At 65.7% G+C, this 17,961-nt stretch carries 17 protein-coding genes; 4 read left to right on the top strand and 13 right to left on the bottom strand.

The genetic code is table 11. The features are described 5' to 3' along the window. Nucleotides 1–22 precede the first annotated feature (22 nt). From CQ050_RS20690 to CQ050_RS20665, 6 genes are read right to left on the bottom strand one after another with little or no spacing between them, the layout of a single operon-like run. Nucleotides 23–1,063, bottom strand: a complete 1,041-nt coding sequence (locus CQ050_RS20690; RefSeq protein WP_105558709.1) for a cyclase family protein — start codon at nt 1,061–1,063, stop codon at nt 23–25. Nucleotides 1,064–1,067: 4 nt separating this feature from the next. Next, a complete protein-coding gene (gene pcaD / locus CQ050_RS20685) occupies nt 1,068–1,847 on the bottom strand; it encodes a 3-oxoadipate enol-lactonase (protein WP_105558708.1) in 780 nt (259 codons plus the stop codon). 52 nt (nt 1,848–1,899) lie between these two features. Then, entirely contained in the window at nt 1,900–2,196 is a 297-nt protein-coding gene (locus CQ050_RS20680; protein WP_006216052.1) for a YciI family protein, read from the bottom strand. A 12-nt stretch (nt 2,197–2,208) separates the two neighbouring features. Further along, nucleotides 2,209–2,484 carry a muconolactone Delta-isomerase gene (gene catC, locus CQ050_RS20675; RefSeq protein WP_006227165.1) on the bottom strand — a complete coding sequence of 92 codons (276 nt, stop codon included), beginning with the start codon at nt 2,482–2,484 and terminating at the stop codon, nt 2,209–2,211. 15 nt (nt 2,485–2,499) lie between these two features. Then, complete coding sequence (locus tag CQ050_RS20670; protein WP_105558707.1) at nt 2,500–3,144, bottom strand: 3-oxoacid CoA-transferase subunit B; 645 nt, start codon at nt 3,142–3,144, stop codon at nt 2,500–2,502. Further along, nucleotides 3,141–3,830, bottom strand: a complete 690-nt coding sequence (locus tag CQ050_RS20665) for a 3-oxoacid CoA-transferase subunit A (protein WP_105558706.1) — start codon at nt 3,828–3,830, stop codon at nt 3,141–3,143. Before CQ050_RS20665 ends, CQ050_RS20670 begins: the two co-directional genes overlap by 4 nt. Before the next feature lie 194 nt (nt 3,831–4,024). Between CQ050_RS20665 and CQ050_RS20660 the strand changes: the two genes are divergently transcribed. Beyond that, complete coding sequence (locus CQ050_RS20660) at nt 4,025–4,807, top strand: IclR family transcriptional regulator (RefSeq protein WP_105558705.1); 783 nt, start codon at nt 4,025–4,027, stop codon at nt 4,805–4,807. Nucleotides 4,808–4,860: 53 nt separating this feature from the next. Here CQ050_RS20660 and CQ050_RS20655 read toward each other — a convergent pair whose 3' ends face one another. The 4 genes from CQ050_RS20655 to ppc form a co-directional block, all read right to left on the bottom strand. Then, nucleotides 4,861–5,589, bottom strand: a complete 729-nt coding sequence (locus CQ050_RS20655) for an SDR family NAD(P)-dependent oxidoreductase (protein ID WP_105558704.1) — start codon at nt 5,587–5,589, stop codon at nt 4,861–4,863. 79 nt (nt 5,590–5,668) lie between these two features. After that, the gene (locus CQ050_RS20650; protein WP_105558703.1) at nt 5,669–7,009 is read right to left on the bottom strand and encodes a short-chain fatty acid transporter; all 1,341 of its coding nucleotides are present in this window, start codon (nt 7,007–7,009) and stop codon (nt 5,669–5,671) included. A gap of 175 nt (nt 7,010–7,184) precedes the next feature. Continuing rightward, nucleotides 7,185–8,120, bottom strand: a complete 936-nt coding sequence (locus CQ050_RS20645; protein ID WP_105558702.1) for a 3-hydroxyacyl-CoA dehydrogenase family protein — start codon at nt 8,118–8,120, stop codon at nt 7,185–7,187. A gap of 344 nt (nt 8,121–8,464) precedes the next feature. Continuing rightward, complete coding sequence (gene ppc / locus CQ050_RS20640) at nt 8,465–11,314, bottom strand: phosphoenolpyruvate carboxylase (protein WP_105558701.1); 2,850 nt, start codon at nt 11,312–11,314, stop codon at nt 8,465–8,467. 168 nt (nt 11,315–11,482) lie between these two features. On the opposite strand from ppc, the gene queC reads away from it, so the two are divergent. Continuing rightward, the gene (gene queC, locus CQ050_RS20635) at nt 11,483–12,193 is read left to right on the top strand and encodes a 7-cyano-7-deazaguanine synthase QueC (RefSeq protein WP_105558700.1); all 711 of its coding nucleotides are present in this window, start codon (nt 11,483–11,485) and stop codon (nt 12,191–12,193) included. Nucleotides 12,194–12,354: 161 nt separating this feature from the next. Next, on the top strand, nt 12,355–14,034 hold the full coding sequence (locus CQ050_RS20630; protein ID WP_233214200.1) for an EAL domain-containing protein: 1,680 nt from the start codon (nt 12,355–12,357) through the stop codon (nt 14,032–14,034). On the opposite strand, the gene CQ050_RS20625 is transcribed toward CQ050_RS20630, so the two are convergent. Then, nucleotides 14,012–15,193 (bottom strand): MFS transporter, encoded by a 1,182-nt coding sequence (locus CQ050_RS20625; RefSeq protein ID WP_105558698.1) that lies wholly within the window; start codon nt 15,191–15,193, stop codon nt 14,012–14,014. The two genes, CQ050_RS20630 and CQ050_RS20625, sit on opposite strands and share 23 nt — an antisense overlap. Further along, nucleotides 15,190–15,735: a GNAT family N-acetyltransferase gene (locus CQ050_RS20620; protein WP_105558697.1), complete on the bottom strand. Its 546-nt coding sequence runs from the start codon at nt 15,733–15,735 to the stop codon at nt 15,190–15,192. The genes CQ050_RS20625 and CQ050_RS20620 overlap by 4 nt, the downstream gene beginning before the upstream one ends. A gap of 114 nt (nt 15,736–15,849) precedes the next feature. Between CQ050_RS20620 and CQ050_RS20615 the strand changes: the two genes are divergently transcribed. Beyond that, nucleotides 15,850–16,740 carry a LysR family transcriptional regulator gene (locus CQ050_RS20615; RefSeq protein WP_105558696.1) on the top strand — a complete coding sequence of 297 codons (891 nt, stop codon included), beginning with the start codon at nt 15,850–15,852 and terminating at the stop codon, nt 16,738–16,740. Here the strand turns inward: CQ050_RS20615 and CQ050_RS20610 are convergent. Next, on the bottom strand, nt 16,688–17,725 hold the full coding sequence (locus tag CQ050_RS20610) for a 2-isopropylmalate synthase (protein ID WP_105558695.1): 1,038 nt from the start codon (nt 17,723–17,725) through the stop codon (nt 16,688–16,690). The genes CQ050_RS20615 and CQ050_RS20610 overlap by 53 nt on opposite strands. Between the last annotated feature and the right edge of the window lie 236 nt (nt 17,726–17,961).

Below are 17,961 nucleotides of genomic sequence, written 5' to 3'. Positions count from 1 at the left end.
GCGCTTTTTGTTTACGGTTGCCCTACACCGTGGCGATTGGCGTGACCGGCGAACCGATCGCGTGCGGCAGCCGCAGCGGAGGGGCCGTCAGCATGAAGTGATGGCGGCCGCTTGCATGCAGGAAGTCCGCCAGGTCCTTCAAATACCACAGCTCGGCAAGCGGCAAGCCCAGCTTGAACAGGCAATGGTGGTGCAGCGGCAGCATGGCGCGCGGGCCGGTCTTTTCGCGGGCGGGGTAGGCTTCGACCGCGTAGTTGTCCGCGCAGATGGCGGCGATGCCGCTGTCCGTGATCCATTGCAGCAATGCGGCGTCGGTGCCGTCCAGCGCGGCGCCGTAGGTGTGCAACACGTCGGGGTCCGGCGTGCCGTTCATGGCCACGACGGCTTCGGCGTAACCGGTGCGCAGCACCAGCATGTCGCCGCTTTCGACCGTGATGCCATCCGTTTGCAGCACATGCATCAGTTCGGCGTGGCCGATCAGCGTGCGGCCGGGGCCGTAATGGCGGAACAGGTCCACCAGCACGCCGCGTCCTTGCATGCCTTTCTGCGCCAGATGTTCCACGCCCAGCTTCAGCGCGGCCGACGGGCCGCCGCTGTTGCAGCCGCAACCCGTGTGGTCGCCGTCGGCCGGCCCCACGACGTCGACGCCGGCCTGGAAGCCGTTGTAGTAGCGCAGCTCGGGCTTGCCGTCGCCGTCGGCGTCGAACAGCGCGCCCACGTGCGCCAGCGCGTCCCACTGGGTGGAGTACTGCATGGACAGCAGCACCTGGTCGTCGCTCAGCACGTCGACGGCATCCGGGTTGACGTTCTTCAGCGGGAAGTTCAGGTACGGCGTGTCCGCAAGCCTGGTAGGGCTGAGCTGCGGCGGATGGCGGCGCGGGTTCAGCACGTTGCCTCCGGGAAGGTCCAGGGGCAACGACAGGCAGAACGTCTTGCCGGCACGGATTTCTTGCGCGCCTTTCAAGACTTGCGCCTCGGTGATGAGGTTCAGGCGGCCAAGTTGGTCGTCGGGTCCGAAGTCGCCCCAGTTGGAGCCTTCGGGCCGGTGTTTCCAGCGCTGCATGCGGTTACTCCGTCAGGAAGTCGACGACCGCGCGGGTGAAGGCTTCCGGTTGCTCCCAGTTGGAGATGTGGGAGGTGTTCAGTTCGACATAACGAGCGCCCGGGATGGCGGCGGCCAGCTCCTTGCCCTGGGCGGGCGTGGCGGCCAGATCGTGCGTGCTGCTGATGACCAGCGTGGGCGCGGTGATCGCCGACACGTGCGCGCGGTAATCGGCGTCGCGCAGCGCTGCGCAGTTGGCCGAGTAACCGGCGTCGGGCGTGCGGCGCAGCATGTCGATGAGCACTTGCGTCAGGCCCGGTTCGCCCGCGCGGTAGTCATCGGTCAACCAGCGTTCGACGAGCGTGGGGGCCATCTTTTCCAGGGTCTGGTCGGCCACGGCGGCGATGCGGGTGCTCCAGCCTTCGGCCGAGCCGATGCGCGCGGCCGTGTTGCACAGGATCAGTTTGGTGACGAGCTGCGGGTGTGCCAGCGCCAGCGCGATGCCGGTGGGGCCGCCCATGGACAGGCCGCAGAAGTGGGCTTGCTTGATGTTCAGGTGCGCCAACAGTTCGGCGACGTCGCCCGCCAATTGCGCGAAGGTGTATTCGCCGTCGGGGATGGAGGACTTGCCGTGGCCGCGCGTGTCGTAGCGCAGCACGCGGAAATGCCTGGTCAGTTCGGGAATCTGGCGTGCCCACATGTCGGAGCAGGTGCCCAGCGAATTGGAGAGCACGAGCACCGGCGCGTCGGCAGGGCCATCGATGACGTAGAACAGCCGTGCCTGGCTGAGTTCGGCGTAAGCCATGTGGGATACCTCGGATGAAAACGCGGCCGCGCAAAAGGCGGCCGCGACAGGATTACAGGTGGCAGGTGCCGTCGACGTAGGCTTTGCGCCAGCGCGTGATGGTCACGCGGTCGAAGAGGTTGGCCTGCGAAAACGGATCGGCGTCGATGAACTGCTGCGCGGCTTCGCGCGTGTCCAGGTCGACGATGTACAGGCCGCCGCCTGCGTCCTTGCCGTCGTCTTGCAGCTTGGCCCCGCACGCCAGCAGCAACTGCTTGTTGGCGTCCAGGTATTCCAGGTGCGCCGCGCGATGCTGTTGGCGCACTTCCTGGTGGTTGGGCTTGTCGAACGTTTCGATGATGTAGGGCATGAAGTGCTCCTGTCAGATCGCCGAGGGATGGCGCGCCAGCGCCGTGACGTTGATGTCCATGTACGGGAACAGCGGCAGCGACGCCAGCAGCGTGTGCAGTTCGTCATTGCTTTCGACGTCGAAAATGCTGACGTTGGCGTAGCGGCCCACCACGCGCCACAGCTCTTTCCACTTGCCGTCGCGTTGCAGTTGTTGGGCCAGGGCCTTTTCGTCCGCCTTCAGCTTGTCGGCGCGTTCGGCCGGCATGTCGACGGGAAGATTGACTTGCATTTGAACCATGAACAGCATGATGGGGGCTCCTGATTAGCGGGAAAACTTCAGCGGCAGGCCGGTCAGGGCCAACAGCTCGTCGGCGGTGACGTCGCCGAACATGTCGATGACGGTCACGCCGTCGGCGCGGATGTCGAACACAGCCACGTCCGTGTACACGCGCGACACGCAGCGCACACCCGTCAACGGGTAGGTGCAGGCTTCGACCAGTTTGCTCTGGCCTTCGCGGGTCTGCAATTCCATCATCACGAAGACGTCCTTGGCGCCGATGGCCAGGTCCATCGCGCCGCCCACGGCGGGGATGGCGTCGGGCGCACCGGTGTGCCAGTTGGCCAGGTCGCCATGCTGCGACACCTGGAAGGCGCCCAGCACGCAGATGTCCAGGTGGCCGCCGCGCATCATGGCGAACGAGTCGGCGTGATGGAAGAACGAGCAACCCGGCAGCTCGGTAACGGGCTGCTTGCCGGCGTTGATCAGGTCGTAGTCTTCCTGGCCCTTGGCGGGCGCGGGGCCCATGCCAAGCATGCCGTTTTCGGTATGCAGGATGACTTCGCGGTCGGCCGGCAGGTGGTTGGCGACGAGCGTGGGCAGGCCGATGCCCAGGTTGACGTAGGCGCCTTCAGGGATGTCCTGCGCGACGCGGGCGGCGATCTGGTCGCGGGTCAGTTTGGTGCTCATTGCTGCTCCTTGGCGGCCGGCGTGGCGTCGATCTGCACGACGCGTTGCACGAAGATGCCGGGGGTGACGACGGTTTCGGGGTCCAGCGTGCCCAGCTCGACCACTTCACGCACTTGCGCCACGGCCACGCGCGCGGCGCTGGCCATGATGGGGCCGAAGTTGCGGGCGGTCTTGCGGTAGACCAGGTTGCCCCAGCGGTCGCCACGTTCGGCCTTGATCAGCGCGTAGTCGGCATGCAGGGGGTATTCCAGCACGTAGTGGCGGCCGTTGATTTCGCGGACTTCCTTGCCGTCGGCCAGCGGGGTGCCGTAGCCGGTGGGCGAGAAGAACGCGCCGATGCCGGCACCGGCGGCGCGGATGCGCTCGGCCAGGTTGCCTTGGGGCACCAGTTCCAGCTCCAGCTTGCCGCTGCGGTACAGGCCGTCGAAAATCTGCGAGTCCGCCTGGCGCGGGAACGAGCAGATGATCTTGCGCACGCGGTTCGCGCCGAGCAGGGCGGCAAGGCCGGTGGTGCCGTTGCCGGCGTTGTTATTGATGATGACCAGGTCTTTCGCGCCCTGTTCGAGCAGGGCGTCGATCAATTCCATGGGCTGGCCGGCAGTGCCGAAGCCGCCGATCATGACGGTGGCGCCGTCGGGTACGTCCGCCAGGGCGGCCGCCGCGCTTGCAACAAGCTTAGAGATCATGATGTTCGCTCATAGGTGGCGTGTCATAATTTGTTCTTCATTAGAACTTTCGTTCTTCTGAAGAACATCGTTTCATGGGGACCGCATAGCGTCAAGGCAAGCTGGCGCAGCGCGATCTTCCATTGTTTTGCGTTGCCTTCAAGGGCAACGGACGGCTCGCCAGTGGCGAGCTTTTTTCTCGTGAGACCAGACGGATGGCGGAGCAAGATACCCAGCAACCCAGCGACAGTTACGTGCAGTCGTTCGCGCGTGGCCTGTCGGTGATCCGGGCTTTCGGCCCGGACCGCTCGCAGATGACGCTGTCCGAAGTGGCCGCGGTGACGGGGCTGACCCGCGCCGGCGCGCGCCGCATCCTGCTGACCCTGGAACACCTGGGCTACGTCACCGCCTTCGACCGCAAATTCGCGCTGACGCCGCGCATCCTGGAGCTGGGCTACGCCTACCTGTCGGGTACGCCGTTGTGGAACCTGGCGCTGCCCTACATGGAAGAAGTGGCCGAACTCACGCGCGAGTCGTGCTCCGTGTCGGTGCTGGAAGGGGCGGATATCGTCTATATCCTGCGCCTGTCCACGCACAAGGTCATGACCATCAACCTGGCCGTGGGCAGCCGCCTTCCGGCATGGGTGACGTCGATGGGGCGCGTGCTGCTGGCCGGCCTGCCGGAAGCGGAGTTGGACCGGGTGCTGGCCATGAGCCAGATCCAGCCCTATACGTCCGATACGGTGACCGACATCGCCGAGCTCAAGCGCGTGCTGGCCGGCGTGCGGGCCGACGGCTATGCCTGCGTGGCGCAGGAACTGGAACCGGGCCTGCAGTCGGTCGCGGTGCCCATCATCGATCGCAGCGGCCGGGTGATCGCCGCGATGAACGTCAGCGGCCATTCCAATCGTTTCTCGCGAGAGGCCATGCTGGAAGCCTTCTTGCCGCCTTTGCGGCACGCCGCCGACCAGATCAACCACGCGCTGCTGCGCCGCTAGGCGAACCTGGCGGCAGGGCAGGAGGCAAGGCTGGGCGGGCATGGCGGCCGGGCTCAGATCGGGGCGACGCCCAACGTGGTGCCGCCGCAGACATACAGCATTTGTCCGGTCACGAAACCATTGTCGGGCGACAGGAAGAACATGGCGGCGCGCGCCACGTCTTCCGGCGTGCCCAGGCGCTTGACGACGATGCTGTTGATGACGCGTTCGGTCTGCGGAGCGCCGGCCGGATTGCTCTTCGTGAAGAGGTCCGTGGCGATGGGGCCGGGGCCGATGGCGTTGACGGTGATGCCGTCGCCGCCCAGCTCCATGGCCAGCGTGCGGGTCAGACCCACCAGGCCAGCCTTGGTGGCGGAATAGACCACGCGGTCCGGCTTGCCCAGCGCCGCGCGCGACGACATGTTCACGATGCGGCCGAAGCCGGCTTCGCGCATGGCGGGCAATGCGGCCTGCACCAGGATCAACGCCGTGCGCAGATGCAGGTTCACCACATAGTCCAGATCCGCCAGCGTGGCCGTATCGGCGGTGCCCGGGCGAGTCGCGCCCGCGTTGTTCACCAGGCCCACGATGTTGTAGGCGGCGGTGACTTCGGCGGCCACTTCCTTGGTGCGCGCTTCATCGGTCAGATCGGCCTGATACGAGACCAGCCCGGCCGGCGGATTCTCGGGCAGGCGGTAGTCGATGTTGACCACCTTGTGGCCCGCATCCAGCAGCATGCGGATGATGGCGGCGCCGATGCCGGCACTGCCGCCGGTGACGAGATACGCAGTCGGTTTGCTCATATCAGTTCCCGTTCAAGACAAAAAACGCGGCTCTCCGCAACGCTCCGGCTTTTCCGCGCAGCGCGTAGCGGGGGACCTATCAGTGCGTGGCGTAGCCCCAGGCCAGCACGGCGGTGATGTGGATCACGCCGACCCACAGCATCATGATGACGGTATAGCCCATCACGTCGCGCAGCTTCAGCTTGGACAAGGCCAGCGCCGGCAGGATCCAGAAGGGCTGCACCAGGTCGTTCCAGGCGTTGCCCAGCATGACGGCCATCGTCGTCTGGTTCAGCGCGCTGCCGATTTCCTTGGCGGCGTCGATCATGAACGGACCCTGGATGACCCAGTGGCCGCCAGCCGACGGCGCGAAGAAGTTGATGAAGAACGAGCTGATCAGGCCCCAGAACGGCAGCGTGGCCGGCGTGGCGAAGTCCACGAACACCTGCGAGATCGACGTCACCAGGCCGGATGCGGCCATGATGGCCATGATGCCGGCGTAGAACGGGTATTGCAGGATGATGCCGGAGATCGTCTTGATGCCTTCGGTCAGCTTGGCCACGTAGGCGGCCGGCGTGCCCAGCAGGATGATGCCCAGGAACAGAATGATGAAGTTGATCAGGTTCAGGTCCAGCGAGCCGCCGTCCATGAAGTGGAACGTGACGTAGGCAATGCCCAGCGCGCCGATCAGCAGGCTCAGGATGCGGCTGTTGTTCAGCTTCGAGGCAATGGTGCCCTTTTCCAGCATGTCTTCGCTGGCGTTGGAGGCATTGGCGTCGCGGTCGATGGCCGGGTCCACTTCAACGATCTTCTCGCCCTTCTTGGGGTGCAGCCAGGCGTTCAGCAGCGGCAGCGTGATGATGATGACCAGGCTGGTGATCAGCATGGGCACCGAGAAGATGGTTTCCGACAGCGGGATGGTGCCCATCTGCTTGGCGGTGGGGTGGCCGGGCGTGGCGACCAGCACCGGGATGCTGGCGGACAGGCCCAGGCCGTACATCGTGAAGCCGCTATAGGCGGCTGCGATGATCAGGGGGTAGTGCACGCCCTTGACCTTCAGCGCCAGCTTCTTGGCGACGATGCCGCCGATGACCAGGCCGAAGCCCCAGTTCAGGTAGCTGCCCACGCCGCCCACCAGCGTCGCGACGATGATGGCGGTGTGCGGCTTGTGCACGTGGCTGACGATGCGGTTCAGCAGGCGATCGGTCAGCGGCGCGGTGGCCAGCACGTAGCCCATGGCCAGGATCACGGCCATCTGGGTCGTGAAGGCCAGGAGGCTCCAGAAGCCCTTGCCCCAGGCGCGGGTGACGTCGCCGATGCTCTGGCCTTCGATGCCCATGGCCAGCAGCACGGTCAGCAAGGTCAGTGCGATCGCGAAAACGAAAGGATCGGGCAGATACTTGCGCATCAGCTCGGTAAAGAATGAAGCGAGTTTATTCATGGTGCCTCCAATAACTCCGTAGGCGGGTTCTCTAGTGTCTTGCCCTGCCTGCGGCCGGATGGCGGCGCGGGCGGGTGCGACGTCTGGTTTTCTTTGTGTGGTCGGGCTCGTGGCCCGTTGGCGCGATGGGCCGTGGCCCCCGCGCCTTATTGGTCTTGAATTCGAGGAGGCGCCGTCAGGCGTCGCCGGCCTTGCTGTTCAGCCACGCGGCCAGTTCGCCCAGCGTGGCGCTTTTTTCGCGCAGCACGCGTTCGCGGCGTTCAGGGCTCCAGGTGTAGAAGCCCTGGCCGCTCTTGGCGCCGATCTGGCCGCTTTCGACCTTGCTCTTTAGCAGCTCGGACGGTTCGGTGCGGTTTTCCAGGTCTTTGTAGAGGTAGCTGGCGATCGCGTAGTGCACGTCGATGCCATTCATGTCGCGCTGTTCCAGCGGGCCGGACAGGGCCAGGCGGATGCCAAGGCTCCACTTGACCACTTCGTCGATGTCTTCAGCGCTGGCAACGCCCTTTTCCAGGAGCGAGATCGCTTCACGGGCCAGCGCGTGCTGGATGCGGTTGGCGATGAAGCCCGGAATGTCCTGGCGCACCAGCACGGGCCGCTTGCCCGCGAAACGCAGCGTGGCCATGACCTGGGCGACGGTGGCTTCCGAGGTGTCGTCGTTGCGCACGACCTCCACCAGCGGAATGACGTCGGCCGGGGTGAAGAAGTGGGTGCCCACGAAGCGGTCGCGGCGCGTGACCGCGCTGGCGATGGCGTTGATGGACAGGCCCGAGGTATTGGTGGCGAACAGCGTGTGCGCGGGGCACAACGCATCCAGCTTGGCGAAGATGCCGCGCTTGAGTTCCAGGTTCTCCGGCACCGCTTCAATGACGAGGTCGCAGCTGGCGGCGGCGTCCAGGCTGGGGTCGAAGCGGATGCGCTGGATGGCCTCTTGAACGCCGCCGGGGGCGTAGACGTTCAATTGGCGATCGATGGTTTTCAACGCGCGCTCAAGGGCGCCTTCCATCGGGTCGATCAGGACGATGTCGAGTCCCTTCGAGGCGAATAGCGCAGCGATGCCGCTGCCCATCGCGCCTGCGCCGATGACGGCGATGTTCTTGAGGGGAGTATCCATGAGGGTTCGCTCGGTGCTGTCTTGCAGGCTGCTGCTGTTCAGTCGGGCACGCAGGCGAATCAGGGTGATCTCTGTCTCTTCCTAGGGTGCCCTTCTGTGCAGCGAGGCCAGAAAAGTCATTTTGTTCTATATGCGAACATTTGTGCGTATATAGAATTTCTGATGAGAATAGTACTAAAAGTCATCGAGGATGGACAAATGGGGATTTTCTGGCGTTCATCTGGTGGACGTTTCAGGGGCGGCAGCCAAGCGCCAGACGTGCCTTGCACCGCCGCCGCGCCGGCATCCTCCGCGACAGACCGCCTTGCCGGCCGTCCGTCGCGGGTTGCTCATGAGGCACGCCGTCAGCCGGAGTTGCGCAACCCCGCCGCGATGCCGTTGATCGTCAGGTGGATCGCGCGTTGCACGCGTTTATCGATCTCGGCGTCCGGGTGTTTCTGCGCCGCGCGATGGCGACGGATCAGATCGATCTGCAGGTAGTTCAGCGGGTCGATGTAGGCGAAGCGTTCGCGCAGGGAATCTTGCAGGGTGGGGTTGTCGGCCAGCAGTTCGCGTTGGGTCAACAGCTTCAGCATGGCCAGCGTGCGGGCGTGTTCGGCGCTGATGGCGCCGAAGATGCGGTCGCGCAGGGCACGTTGCGGCACCAGTTGGGCATAGCGGGCGGCGATGGCCAGGTCCGACTTGGCCAAGACCATTTCCATGTTGGACAACAGCGTGCGGAAGGCCGGCCAGTCGCGAGCCATCTCGCGCAATTGCGCCAGCCGGCCGCGGCGCGAACGCGGGGCGTCCGGGGCGCCGGTTTCCAGGTAGGCCTCGATAGCGGAGCCCATGCCGTACCAGCCCGTCAGCATCAGGCGGCACTGCGCCCACGAAAAGCCCCAGGGAATGGCGCGCAGGTCTTCGATGCGCTGGCCCTTCTTGCGCGACGCGGGGCGCGAACCGATGTTCAGGCCCGCGATCTCGCTGATCGGGGTCGCGGCGAAGAAATATTCCGCGAAGCGGGGCGTGTCATAGACCAGGCCGCGGTACGTGCGCTGCGCCATGTCCGACATGAATGACATGGCGGGGCCGTGGTGCGCCATGTGCGCGTCTTCGGCGCTGGTGGCTTCGGCGCGCGGGGCCAGGCTGGATTCCAGCGTGGCGGCCACCAGCAGTTCAAGGTGCCAGCGGCCAACCTCGGCGTCCTTGTACTTGCTTTGGATCACTTCGCCTTGTTCGGTCAGGCGGATCTGCCCGGCCACGGTGCCCGGGGGTTGTGCCAGGATCGCGTCGAAGCTTGAGCCGCCGCCGCGGCCCACCGAACCGCCGCGGCCGTGGAACAGGCGCAGGCGCACATGGCGGGCCGAGAACACGTCGACCAGGGCGCGTTCGGCTTGGTACAGCGACCAGTTGGACGTCAGGAAGCCGCCGTCCTTGTTGCTGTCCGAATAACCCAGCATGACTTCCTGCGCGCCATTCTGCGCCCGTTGCACGCGCTGGCGCACTTCGGGCAGATCCAGCCACGCGGCCATGATCTCGGCGCCGCGCTGCAAGTCGGGGATGGTCTCGAACAGCGGCACGACCATCAGGCCGTCTTCCGGCGCGATGTCCTGGCCGGCAGGTGCGATCAGACCGGCCTCTTTCTGCAGCACCATCACTTCCAGCAGATCGCTCAGGGTCTCGGTATGCGACACGATGGTCTGGCGCACGGCCTGCTTGCCGTAGCGGGCGCGGCCGGCGGCTGCGGCGCGCAGCACCGCCAGTTCGCGCGTGGTGTCTTCGCTGTAGGCGATCCAGGGCGATGCCAGCGGGCGCGCTTGCGCCAGTTCGGCGCGCAGCAACGCCACGCGCTCGTCTTCGTTCAACGCCAGGTAGTCCAGCGTCTGGCCGTTGTGCTGCGTGCCGGCAAGGGCGAACAATTCAGCCAGCGCGCGTTCATGCACGTCGGAGCTTTGGCGCAGGTCGACCGTGGCCAGGTGGAAACCGAAGACTTCCACGGCCTGCTGCAACCCCGCCAACCGCAACTTGCCAAGGGGCGCGCCATGGTGGGCGGCCAGCGACGCGGCGATCACGGCCAGATCGGCCGACAGTTCTTCAGGCCCGCCGTAGGGCGGCGCCGCTACCGTGCTGCGTCGGGCCAGGTCCTGGCCGGTGAGTCCTTGCGCCGTGGCGGCCAGGCGCGCGTAGACGCCCACCAGCGCGCGGCGGTAGGGCTCGTCCCTGCGATGCGGGGAATCGTCGCCGCTGCTGTCGGCCAGCGCCAGCAGTTCGGGGTTGGCCGAGATCAGCAATGTCGTGATCGACAGTTCCGCGCCCAGCGCGTGGACCTCTTGCAGGTAGTGTTCGAACAGCACCGTGGCCTGGCGCAGCAGCGCGCGTTCCAAGGTGCTGGCATCCACGTTCGGGTTGCCGTCGCGGTCGCCGCCGATCCAGCTGCCCATGCGCAGGAACGGCTCCAGCGGCGGGGGCGGCGCGGCGAAAGGCTTGGCGGGTTCGCGGTTCAGCAGCTTGGACAGGTCCGCATACAGGCGCGGGATGACTTGCAGGAAGGTGCTGCGGTAGTACGACAGCGCATTCTCGATTTCGTCGGCCACCGTCAAGCGCGTGTAGCGCAGCATGCGCGTTTGCCACAGGGTGGCGACGCGGCCAAGCAGGGAGGCATCCAGTTGCGCCAGCTCTTCCGGCGTCAGCGGGCCGTCCCGCTGCGTCAACGCCCAGGCGATTTCGCGATGGACGTCCAGGGTGCTTTTGCGCTGCACTTCGGTGGGGTGGGCGGTCAGTACCGGCATGACGCTGGCTTCGGCCAGCAGGCGGCGGATGCGCGCGGCGCCCACGCCATGCTTGGCCAGCGTCTGCACCGCGTCACGCAAGCTGCCGCGCGCGGCGCTGTCGTCGGCCAGGGCGCGGGCGCGCTGGCGGCGGTTCTGATCGCGGTCTTCGGCGATGTTGGCCAGATGCAGGAAGTAGCTGAACGCGCGCGCGACGGAATTCGGGTCGTTGCCTTGCAGACGCTTGACGCGTTGCTCCAGCAGTTTGCTGTCCGCTTCATTGCCTTCGCGGCGGAATTTCACGGCCGTGCGGCGCAGCGTTTCGATGGTGTCGAAGACGCGCTTGCCTTCGCATTCCTCGATGACCGTTCCTAACAGGCGGCCTAACAGCCGGATATCGTGACGCAGGGGTTCTGCTGAATCGGACTTCGTGCGGATGGCATTCATCGGGCGGGGATCCGTCGGGCGGCTGGAAAAGGGAAGGGAAGAAAACGGGGCGGCTGAAAACTACGGGATGGGAAACGGATCCGATTTTACGCAGGCTTGCTTACGGGAAAGGCGCCGGGGCTGCGTTAAAGTTCGCCTGTTCCCTTCGTCTTTCTAGAAGCCCCCTTTATGCAAAATCATCAACGCCGCGCGCTTGTCCTCTTTTCGGGCGGGCAGGACTCCACGACTTGCCTGGCCTGGGCGCTGGACCGCTATGCCCATGTGGAGACGGTGGCGTTCGATTACGGCCAGCGGCACCGCATCGAACTCGACGCCCGCCTGAACGTGCTGCGCGACATCCGCACGCGTTTTCCGCAATGGGCTGCGCGGCTGGGCGAGGATCACCTTCTGGACCTCAAGGTGCTGGGCCAGGTGGGCGATACCGCGATGACAAGCGACCGGGCCATCGAGATGCAGGCCAATGGCCTGCCCAACACCTTCGTGCCCGGCCGCAATCTGCTTTTCCTGACGCTGGCGGCGGCGCTGGGTTACCGGCGCCAGCTTGACGTGCTGGTCGGCGGCATGTGCGAAACCGATTTCTCGGGCTATCCCGATTGCCGCGACGACACGATCAAGGCACAGCAAGTGGCGCTGGGCCTGGGCCTGGGAAGCCGCGTTACGATCGAAACCCCGCTGATGTGGATCGACAAATCCGAGACCTGGGCACTGGCCCAGACATTGGGCGGCGACGCGCTGGTCGAGACCATCGTCGAGGAAAGCCACACCTGCTATCTGGGCGAGCGCGGCGCGCGCCACGCCTGGGGCTACGGCTGCGGGACGTGCCCGGCGTGCAAGCTGCGCCGCGCCGGCTGGGAAAAATGGACGGCCGCGCAGGCCTGATGGCGCATATTTTCGCGGCGTGCCCGCCAATGATGCGTGTCGCTATGTTTCGCAGATTTTTGAGGTTTATTTTGATATGTTGAATATTTTTCATATAAATATGAGGAATATTCAATAAAAAATGACTTAAAACCGACCTTTTCGTATTCAGGCCCCTTTTTTTGCGACTCTGTTCCAGGTATGGAAATGCGTCTAGACATTTCGATACCGTTCGCTGGAACGGCATTATCAATCAGGGCTTAATCATTATGAATCGGTCGCGGATTATTCTCGTTTTCGATAACGAGTTTGCAAAACGGGGAATTTCGAATTCCCTCGAGCAAATCGGTTTTATTTTGAATCCCGTCTCGCTGCTGGATGGGTCGGCGACGCGCCTGTCCGGCGAGATCCTGGTGCATTTGTGCCTGCCCCGGGACCTGGACATCACCATCGGCCAGTTGCGAGCGAGTTTTCTAAGCTCCACGATCATCGCGATACGCGACATCGAGAGTCCCACGGTTCGGATCAATGCGTTGCTGGCGGGTGCGGACAGCTGTTACGGCGCCAGCATCAGCTATAGCGAAGTGGCGGCCGCCATTCAGTCCGCGCAGCGCAAGCTGACCCTTTCGTATGCGCCCGCCAGCCATGCCGCGCGCCGGCCCGATCCGGCGGCCGGGCTGGTGGCGGCAAGCCCCCCGCCACCGGAAAAAGCGTGGCGGCTGGGGGATAACGAATGGACGCTGCTCTCGCCGGCAGGCGTCGGCATCAGTCTGACGCGGATGGAAAGATCGATCATGAAAGCCATGCTCCGGCACCCCGAGAAAATGGTCGGGCGGGGCGATTTCATGTTGGAGGGCGCGGATATCGCCAGCAACGGGCGTTCGCTGGATCTGATTGTCAGCCGCTTGAAGCGCAAGGGTAATGTCGCGGGCGCTTCCATTCCGATACGAAGCATGCGCGGCAAGGGATATTCGTTCTCGGGCGAGTTGCGCCTGGACGGAGGGCGGGACGACACGCCGGAATCCCCACCCATGCGGCCGCTGCTGCCCAACGCCGACGCGTCCCAGTATCCGCTGCTGGCGGCGATTCAGGACGAGCGGCTGCTATTCCATTATCAACCTATCGTGTCGGCGCAAACGCGCGAGATCGTGGGGGCAGAGGCGCTGCTCAGGCGCAAGGAGGCCAGCGGCGGGGTGACCGACATCGACGGCCTGCTGCGGGATGCGTGCGCGTCAGAGGCCGCGCATGCGCTGGTCGGATGGGGGCTGCGGACCATCTCCGCCGACCAGGCGCGCTGGCGGCAGACCGAAGACGGGGCGGGCATGGCGGTCAACATCAATGTCTCTCCCCAGAGTTTTGCTCGCCGGGACGTGGTGGACGCGATTCTGCTCGGGGTGTTCTCGCACGGCCTTTCGCCCCGGGACCTTCGTCTTGAAATCACCGAAGAGGCCACTTCCCACATCCGCTCGGCCGATATGCGCGCCATTCTCGAGGAGTTCACGAGTTTGGGGGTCCAGGTGTGGCTGGACGACTTCGGCAAGGGCAGCAACAACCTGGAATGGCTGTCGACGCTGCCGCTGGCTGGCCTGAAGCTGGAAAAGAACATCGTCTGGAACGCCGCGCGCAATCCGGATTCCCAGAAGGTGCTGCGGTCCATATGCCAATTGGCGAAGGACCTGGGCATCACGACCGTGGTCAACGGCATCGAAACCGACGCGCACTATCGGGCCGCGCTGGATGCCGGCTGCGAACTGATGCAAGGCTTACTGTTTTCCAAACCGGTCACGAGCGAGGAACTCGCCCGCGCGCTGGCCGAGCAGCGGGCGCGCCGCGCCGCCGTCATGCCCGAGTCCGGGCGATAAAGCGCCACCGCAGCGCAAATGCGGCCGCCAGGATGGCCGCAGCCAATCCCACCGATATCCCCATCGCCGCACGCGCGCTGTAGTGCTCAAGCACAAAGGCATAGGCGACCGGCGCCGTGGCGGTCAGCAGGAAGCTGGGAATCAGTAGCGCGCCGACCAGCGTCCCGTAGCTGCGGAAATCGAACAAGGCTAGTGGCAGCGTGCCGCGGGTGATGGTCATCAGTCCGTTGCAGGCGCCGTAGAGCAACGCGTAAGCGGCTGTGGCGTAAAGATTGCCGTGCGACAGCAGGGCCAGCAAAAAGCACAGGGGAAGCAAGGTGCTGACGGCCAGCGTGAGCGTCAGCGGATGCAGCCGCGACCCCAGCGCGACGTCCGCCACGCGGGCGGCGAATTGGCCTACCCCCCACAGGGCGGCGACGCTGACGGCGGCCGTCGTCGCCAGGCCCAGGCCGGCAAGCAGGGAAATCAGGTGGGCGGCGTTGCCGGCAGCCAGGAAGTTGGTCAGCATCACGATGACCGCATACAGCGTGCCGGCTTGCCGGCGTTCATTGGCCGTGCGGGTCAGGCCAGCGGCGTGCCGGGCGGCGGTGGCGCCGGGGGCGGCGTAGCGTTGACGGGGCAGCGCCAGATACAACGGCACCGTTGCCAAGGCCAGCGCGGCGTAGACCAGCACCGCGCCGCGCCAGCCCAGCCAGCCGGATAGCGCGTGGCCGACGGGCCACATCACGGTGGAGGCCAAACCGCCGAACAGCGTGATTTGCGACATGGGGCGGCGCGCGGTGGGACCGGCGGCGCGGGCCAGCGACGCGAAGGCCGCGTCATACAGGCACAGGCGCATGCCGATGCCCAGCAGCAACCAGGCCAGGAAATACACGGGAACGGCATGCGTGGCGGCCAGCAGCGCGCAACCGGCGGCGGCGGCCATCGCGCCCAACGGCATGACGCGGTGGCCGCCCCAGCGGTCCACCGCCATGCCGGCCAGTGGCGATACCAATGCCATCGTCACGATCGCGGCGGAAAAGCCGCCGTAGACCGTGGCCGAGCTCCAGCCCAGGTCCGCCGTCATCGAGGGGCCCAGCGCGCCAATCAGATAGAACGTCACGCCCCAGCCAATCAGCTGGGTCAGGCCCAGGCAGACAATCGCGCGCGGCGGGATCACGGCCGCTGCGGCGGGGTGGCGTCGCCTGCGCCCAGGGCGCGTTGCATCAGCACCGTATCGCGCCATTCGCCGTGCTTGTGTCCGACCGACCGCAGGGTGCCAACCGGATGAAAGCCCTGGCTGGCGTGTAGCGCCAGGGACGCCGCATTGCGGCTGTCGCCCACGACGGCCAGCATCTGGCGCCAGCCCGCGGCGGTACAGCGTTCGATTAGCGCGGCCAGCAGCTTGCCGCCGATACCTAGCCCGCTGCGGCCCGCCTTCACATAGACGGAGTCCTCCACCGTGTGGCGGTAGGCGGGGCGCGGGCGGTAGGGGGTGACGTAGGCGTAGCCAACGACTTCGCCGTTGATCTCCGCCACCAGATAGGGCATTTCCTTTTCCAGCACTGCGCCGCGGCGCTGGCGCATGTCGGCGATGGAAGGCGGTTCAAGCTCGAAGGAGGCCGTGCCGTGCTCCACGTGGTGGGCGTACAGGGTCTTGATGGCGGGCAGGTCCGCGTCCGCGCTGTCGCGGATCAGAACGGTAGGCTGGGAGGTCGGCATGACAGAGGGGAAGGGTCGACAAGGAAAAACCAGTTGCCAGTGTCGCGCAAGGCAAAGCATTAATAAAGCTTTGGTTTATTATGATTTTCATAAGCAAAACTTTGGATCGAAGCGATGCGTGGCTTGAACCTGGACCATCTGCGCATGTTCGCGCAGGTTGTCGAACTGGGCAGTTTTTCGGCCGCCGCCGAGCGCGGCGGCGTGACCCAGCCCGCCGTCAGCCTGCAAATTCGCCAGTTGGAACGCCGCTTCGGCCTGAAGCTGGTCGAACGCATCGGCCGCCGCGCCGGCCCGACCGCCGCCGGGCTGGAATTGCTGGCCCATATCCGCGTCATCGACACCGCGCTGGCGCAGGCGGAACAAGCCATGTCGGCGCATGCTTCGCAGGTATCCGGGCGGATCCGATTAGGCACGGGCGCCACCGCATGCACCTATCTGCTGCCGCCCGTGCTGGCCGACCTGCGCCAACGCTTTCCCGCGCTGGATATCGTGGCCAGCACCGGCAATACGTCCGACATGCTGCGAGGGCTGGAGAACAACACGCTGGACATGGCGCTGGTCACGCTGCCCGCGCCGGGCCGCATGTTCCAGGCCACCCCTGTGCTGGAAGACGAATTCGTGGCGATCTTTCCCGCCCGCGACCCGGCCGCCATTCCCGCCGCCGCGACGCCGCTTTCATTGGCGAAGCTGCCGCTGGTGCTGTTCGAGCCCGGCGCCCGAACCCGCCGCCTGGTCGACGACTGGTTCGAAGCGGCGGGCGTGGCGGCCAAGCCCGTCATGGAACTGGGCAGCACCGAAGCCATGAAGGAAATCGTGGCTGCCGGCCTGGGTTGCGCGGTGCTGCCGAAACTTGCGGTGTCCGGCGCGGGGCAGCGCGACGCACTCGTCGTGCGTTCGCTGACGCCGCGTCTATCGCGCGACCTGGCCATCGTGCTGCGCCGAGACAAGCCGCTTAGCCGGGGGCTGCGCCATCTGCAAGAGGCGCTGCTGGCGTTGCGTGCGTGAACGCGTAAGGGTGGAACACATCCACGGGCAACTGGTTGCAATCCTCGACGCATTCGCGCACGGCGGCCATGTTGGAGAAGTCCAGGCCGCTGCGCACGCCGTGCAGGTCCAGGTTCATGGCCAGGGTCACCAGATCCACATTGCCGGTGCGTTCACCGTTGCCGAAGAGGCAGCCTTCGACCCGGTCGGCGCCGGCCATCACGGCCAGTTCGGCTGAGGCCACGGCGGTGCCGCGGTCATTGTGCGGATGCACGCTCAGCACGATGCTGTCGCGCCGCGCCAGATGGCGGTGCATCCATTCGATCTGATCGGCATACACGTTGGCTGTCGTGCATTCGACCGTGGAGGGCAGGTTGATGATCATTTTGCGGGCGGGCGTGGGGCCCCAGATGGCGCTGACCGCATCGCAGACCTCCCGCGAGAAATCCAGTTCGGCCAGGCTGAACGTCTCTGGCGAGTATTGGTAAATCCACTCCGTTTCGGGGTGGGCATCGGCCAGTGCCCGGATCTGCCGGGTGCCTGCAAGGGCGATCTCCTTGACCTCGGCGCGCGTCATGCCGAATACGATGCGACGCCATTGCGGCGCGATGGGCGCATACAGATGCACGATGGCGCGCGGCGCGCCGCGCAGCGATTCGAAGGTGCGCTCGATCAGGTCGGGGCGTGACTGCGTCAGCACCTCGATGGTCACGTCTTCCGGTACGCGGCGCTCTTGGATCAGCTTGCGCACGAAGTTGAAGTCCGTCTCCGACGCCGACGGAAATGCCACTTCGATCTCTTTGACGCCCACCGCCACCAGCTGCTCGAACATGCGCAGCTTGCGGGCTCCGTCCATGGGTTCGATCAGCGCTTGATTGCCGTCGCGCATGTCCGTGCTCATCCAGACGGGCGGCGCCAGCAGACGACGCGACGGCCAGGTGCGTTCGGCGTAATCGCGGGTGAAAGGTTGGGTGGGGCGGTATTTGTGTTGGGGTTGTTCAAGCATGGAAACCTCCGGCCGCGAGCAGGCGCCGCGGCATCAGACAGCCATCGCCGCGTGGCGCGGCGACGGCAGAGTAAACGGGGAGGTGGCTTCAGGGCCTGTCAGCGGGCCCCGGGCTGCCGGGCGGCCACGGGGCGCAAGGCCCGGCAACCGCGCGCTAGTCGCAGGGCTAGGAGGGGGGCGACCACGCGGGTCGCTCGCCCACGGCCGGCGGCCGCAAAAGCGGCGCGGGCGGGGTG

The sequence above is a fragment of the Achromobacter sp. MYb9 genome (genome assembly GCF_002975275.1).
GTDB lineage: Bacteria > Pseudomonadota > Gammaproteobacteria > Burkholderiales > Burkholderiaceae_B > Achromobacter.
This window is presented reverse-complemented; position numbering and strand designations above follow the sequence as displayed.

Coding starts and splice junctions, on each gene's coding strand:
- CQ050_RS20690 (WP_105558709.1), bottom strand. CDS start 1,063: ATGCAGCGCTGGAAACACCGGCCCGAAGGCTCCAACTGGGGCGACTTC.
- pcaD (WP_105558708.1), bottom strand. CDS start 1,847: ATGGCTTACGCCGAACTCAGCCAGGCACGGCTGTTCTACGTCATCGAT.
- CQ050_RS20680 (WP_006216052.1), bottom strand. CDS start 2,196: ATGCCCTACATCATCGAAACGTTCGACAAGCCCAACCACCAGGAAGTG.
- catC (WP_006227165.1), bottom strand. CDS start 2,484: ATGCTGTTCATGGTTCAAATGCAAGTCAATCTTCCCGTCGACATGCCG.
- CQ050_RS20670 (WP_105558707.1), bottom strand. CDS start 3,144: ATGAGCACCAAACTGACCCGCGACCAGATCGCCGCCCGCGTCGCGCAG.
- CQ050_RS20665 (WP_105558706.1), bottom strand. CDS start 3,830: ATGATCTCTAAGCTTGTTGCAAGCGCGGCGGCCGCCCTGGCGGACGTA.
- CQ050_RS20660 (WP_105558705.1), top strand. CDS start 4,025: ATGGCGGAGCAAGATACCCAGCAACCCAGCGACAGTTACGTGCAGTCG.
- CQ050_RS20655 (WP_105558704.1), bottom strand. CDS start 5,589: ATGAGCAAACCGACTGCGTATCTCGTCACCGGCGGCAGTGCCGGCATC.
- CQ050_RS20650 (WP_105558703.1), bottom strand. CDS start 7,009: ATGAATAAACTCGCTTCATTCTTTACCGAGCTGATGCGCAAGTATCTG.
- CQ050_RS20645 (WP_105558702.1), bottom strand. CDS start 8,120: ATGGATACTCCCCTCAAGAACATCGCCGTCATCGGCGCAGGCGCGATG.
- ppc (WP_105558701.1), bottom strand. CDS start 11,314: ATGAATGCCATCCGCACGAAGTCCGATTCAGCAGAACCCCTGCGTCAC.
- queC (WP_105558700.1), top strand. CDS start 11,483: ATGCAAAATCATCAACGCCGCGCGCTTGTCCTCTTTTCGGGCGGGCAG.
- CQ050_RS20620 (WP_105558697.1), bottom strand. CDS start 15,735: ATGCCGACCTCCCAGCCTACCGTTCTGATCCGCGACAGCGCGGACGCG.
- CQ050_RS20615 (WP_105558696.1), top strand. CDS start 15,850: ATGCGTGGCTTGAACCTGGACCATCTGCGCATGTTCGCGCAGGTTGTC.
- CQ050_RS20610 (WP_105558695.1), bottom strand. CDS start 17,725: ATGCTTGAACAACCCCAACACAAATACCGCCCCACCCAACCTTTCACC.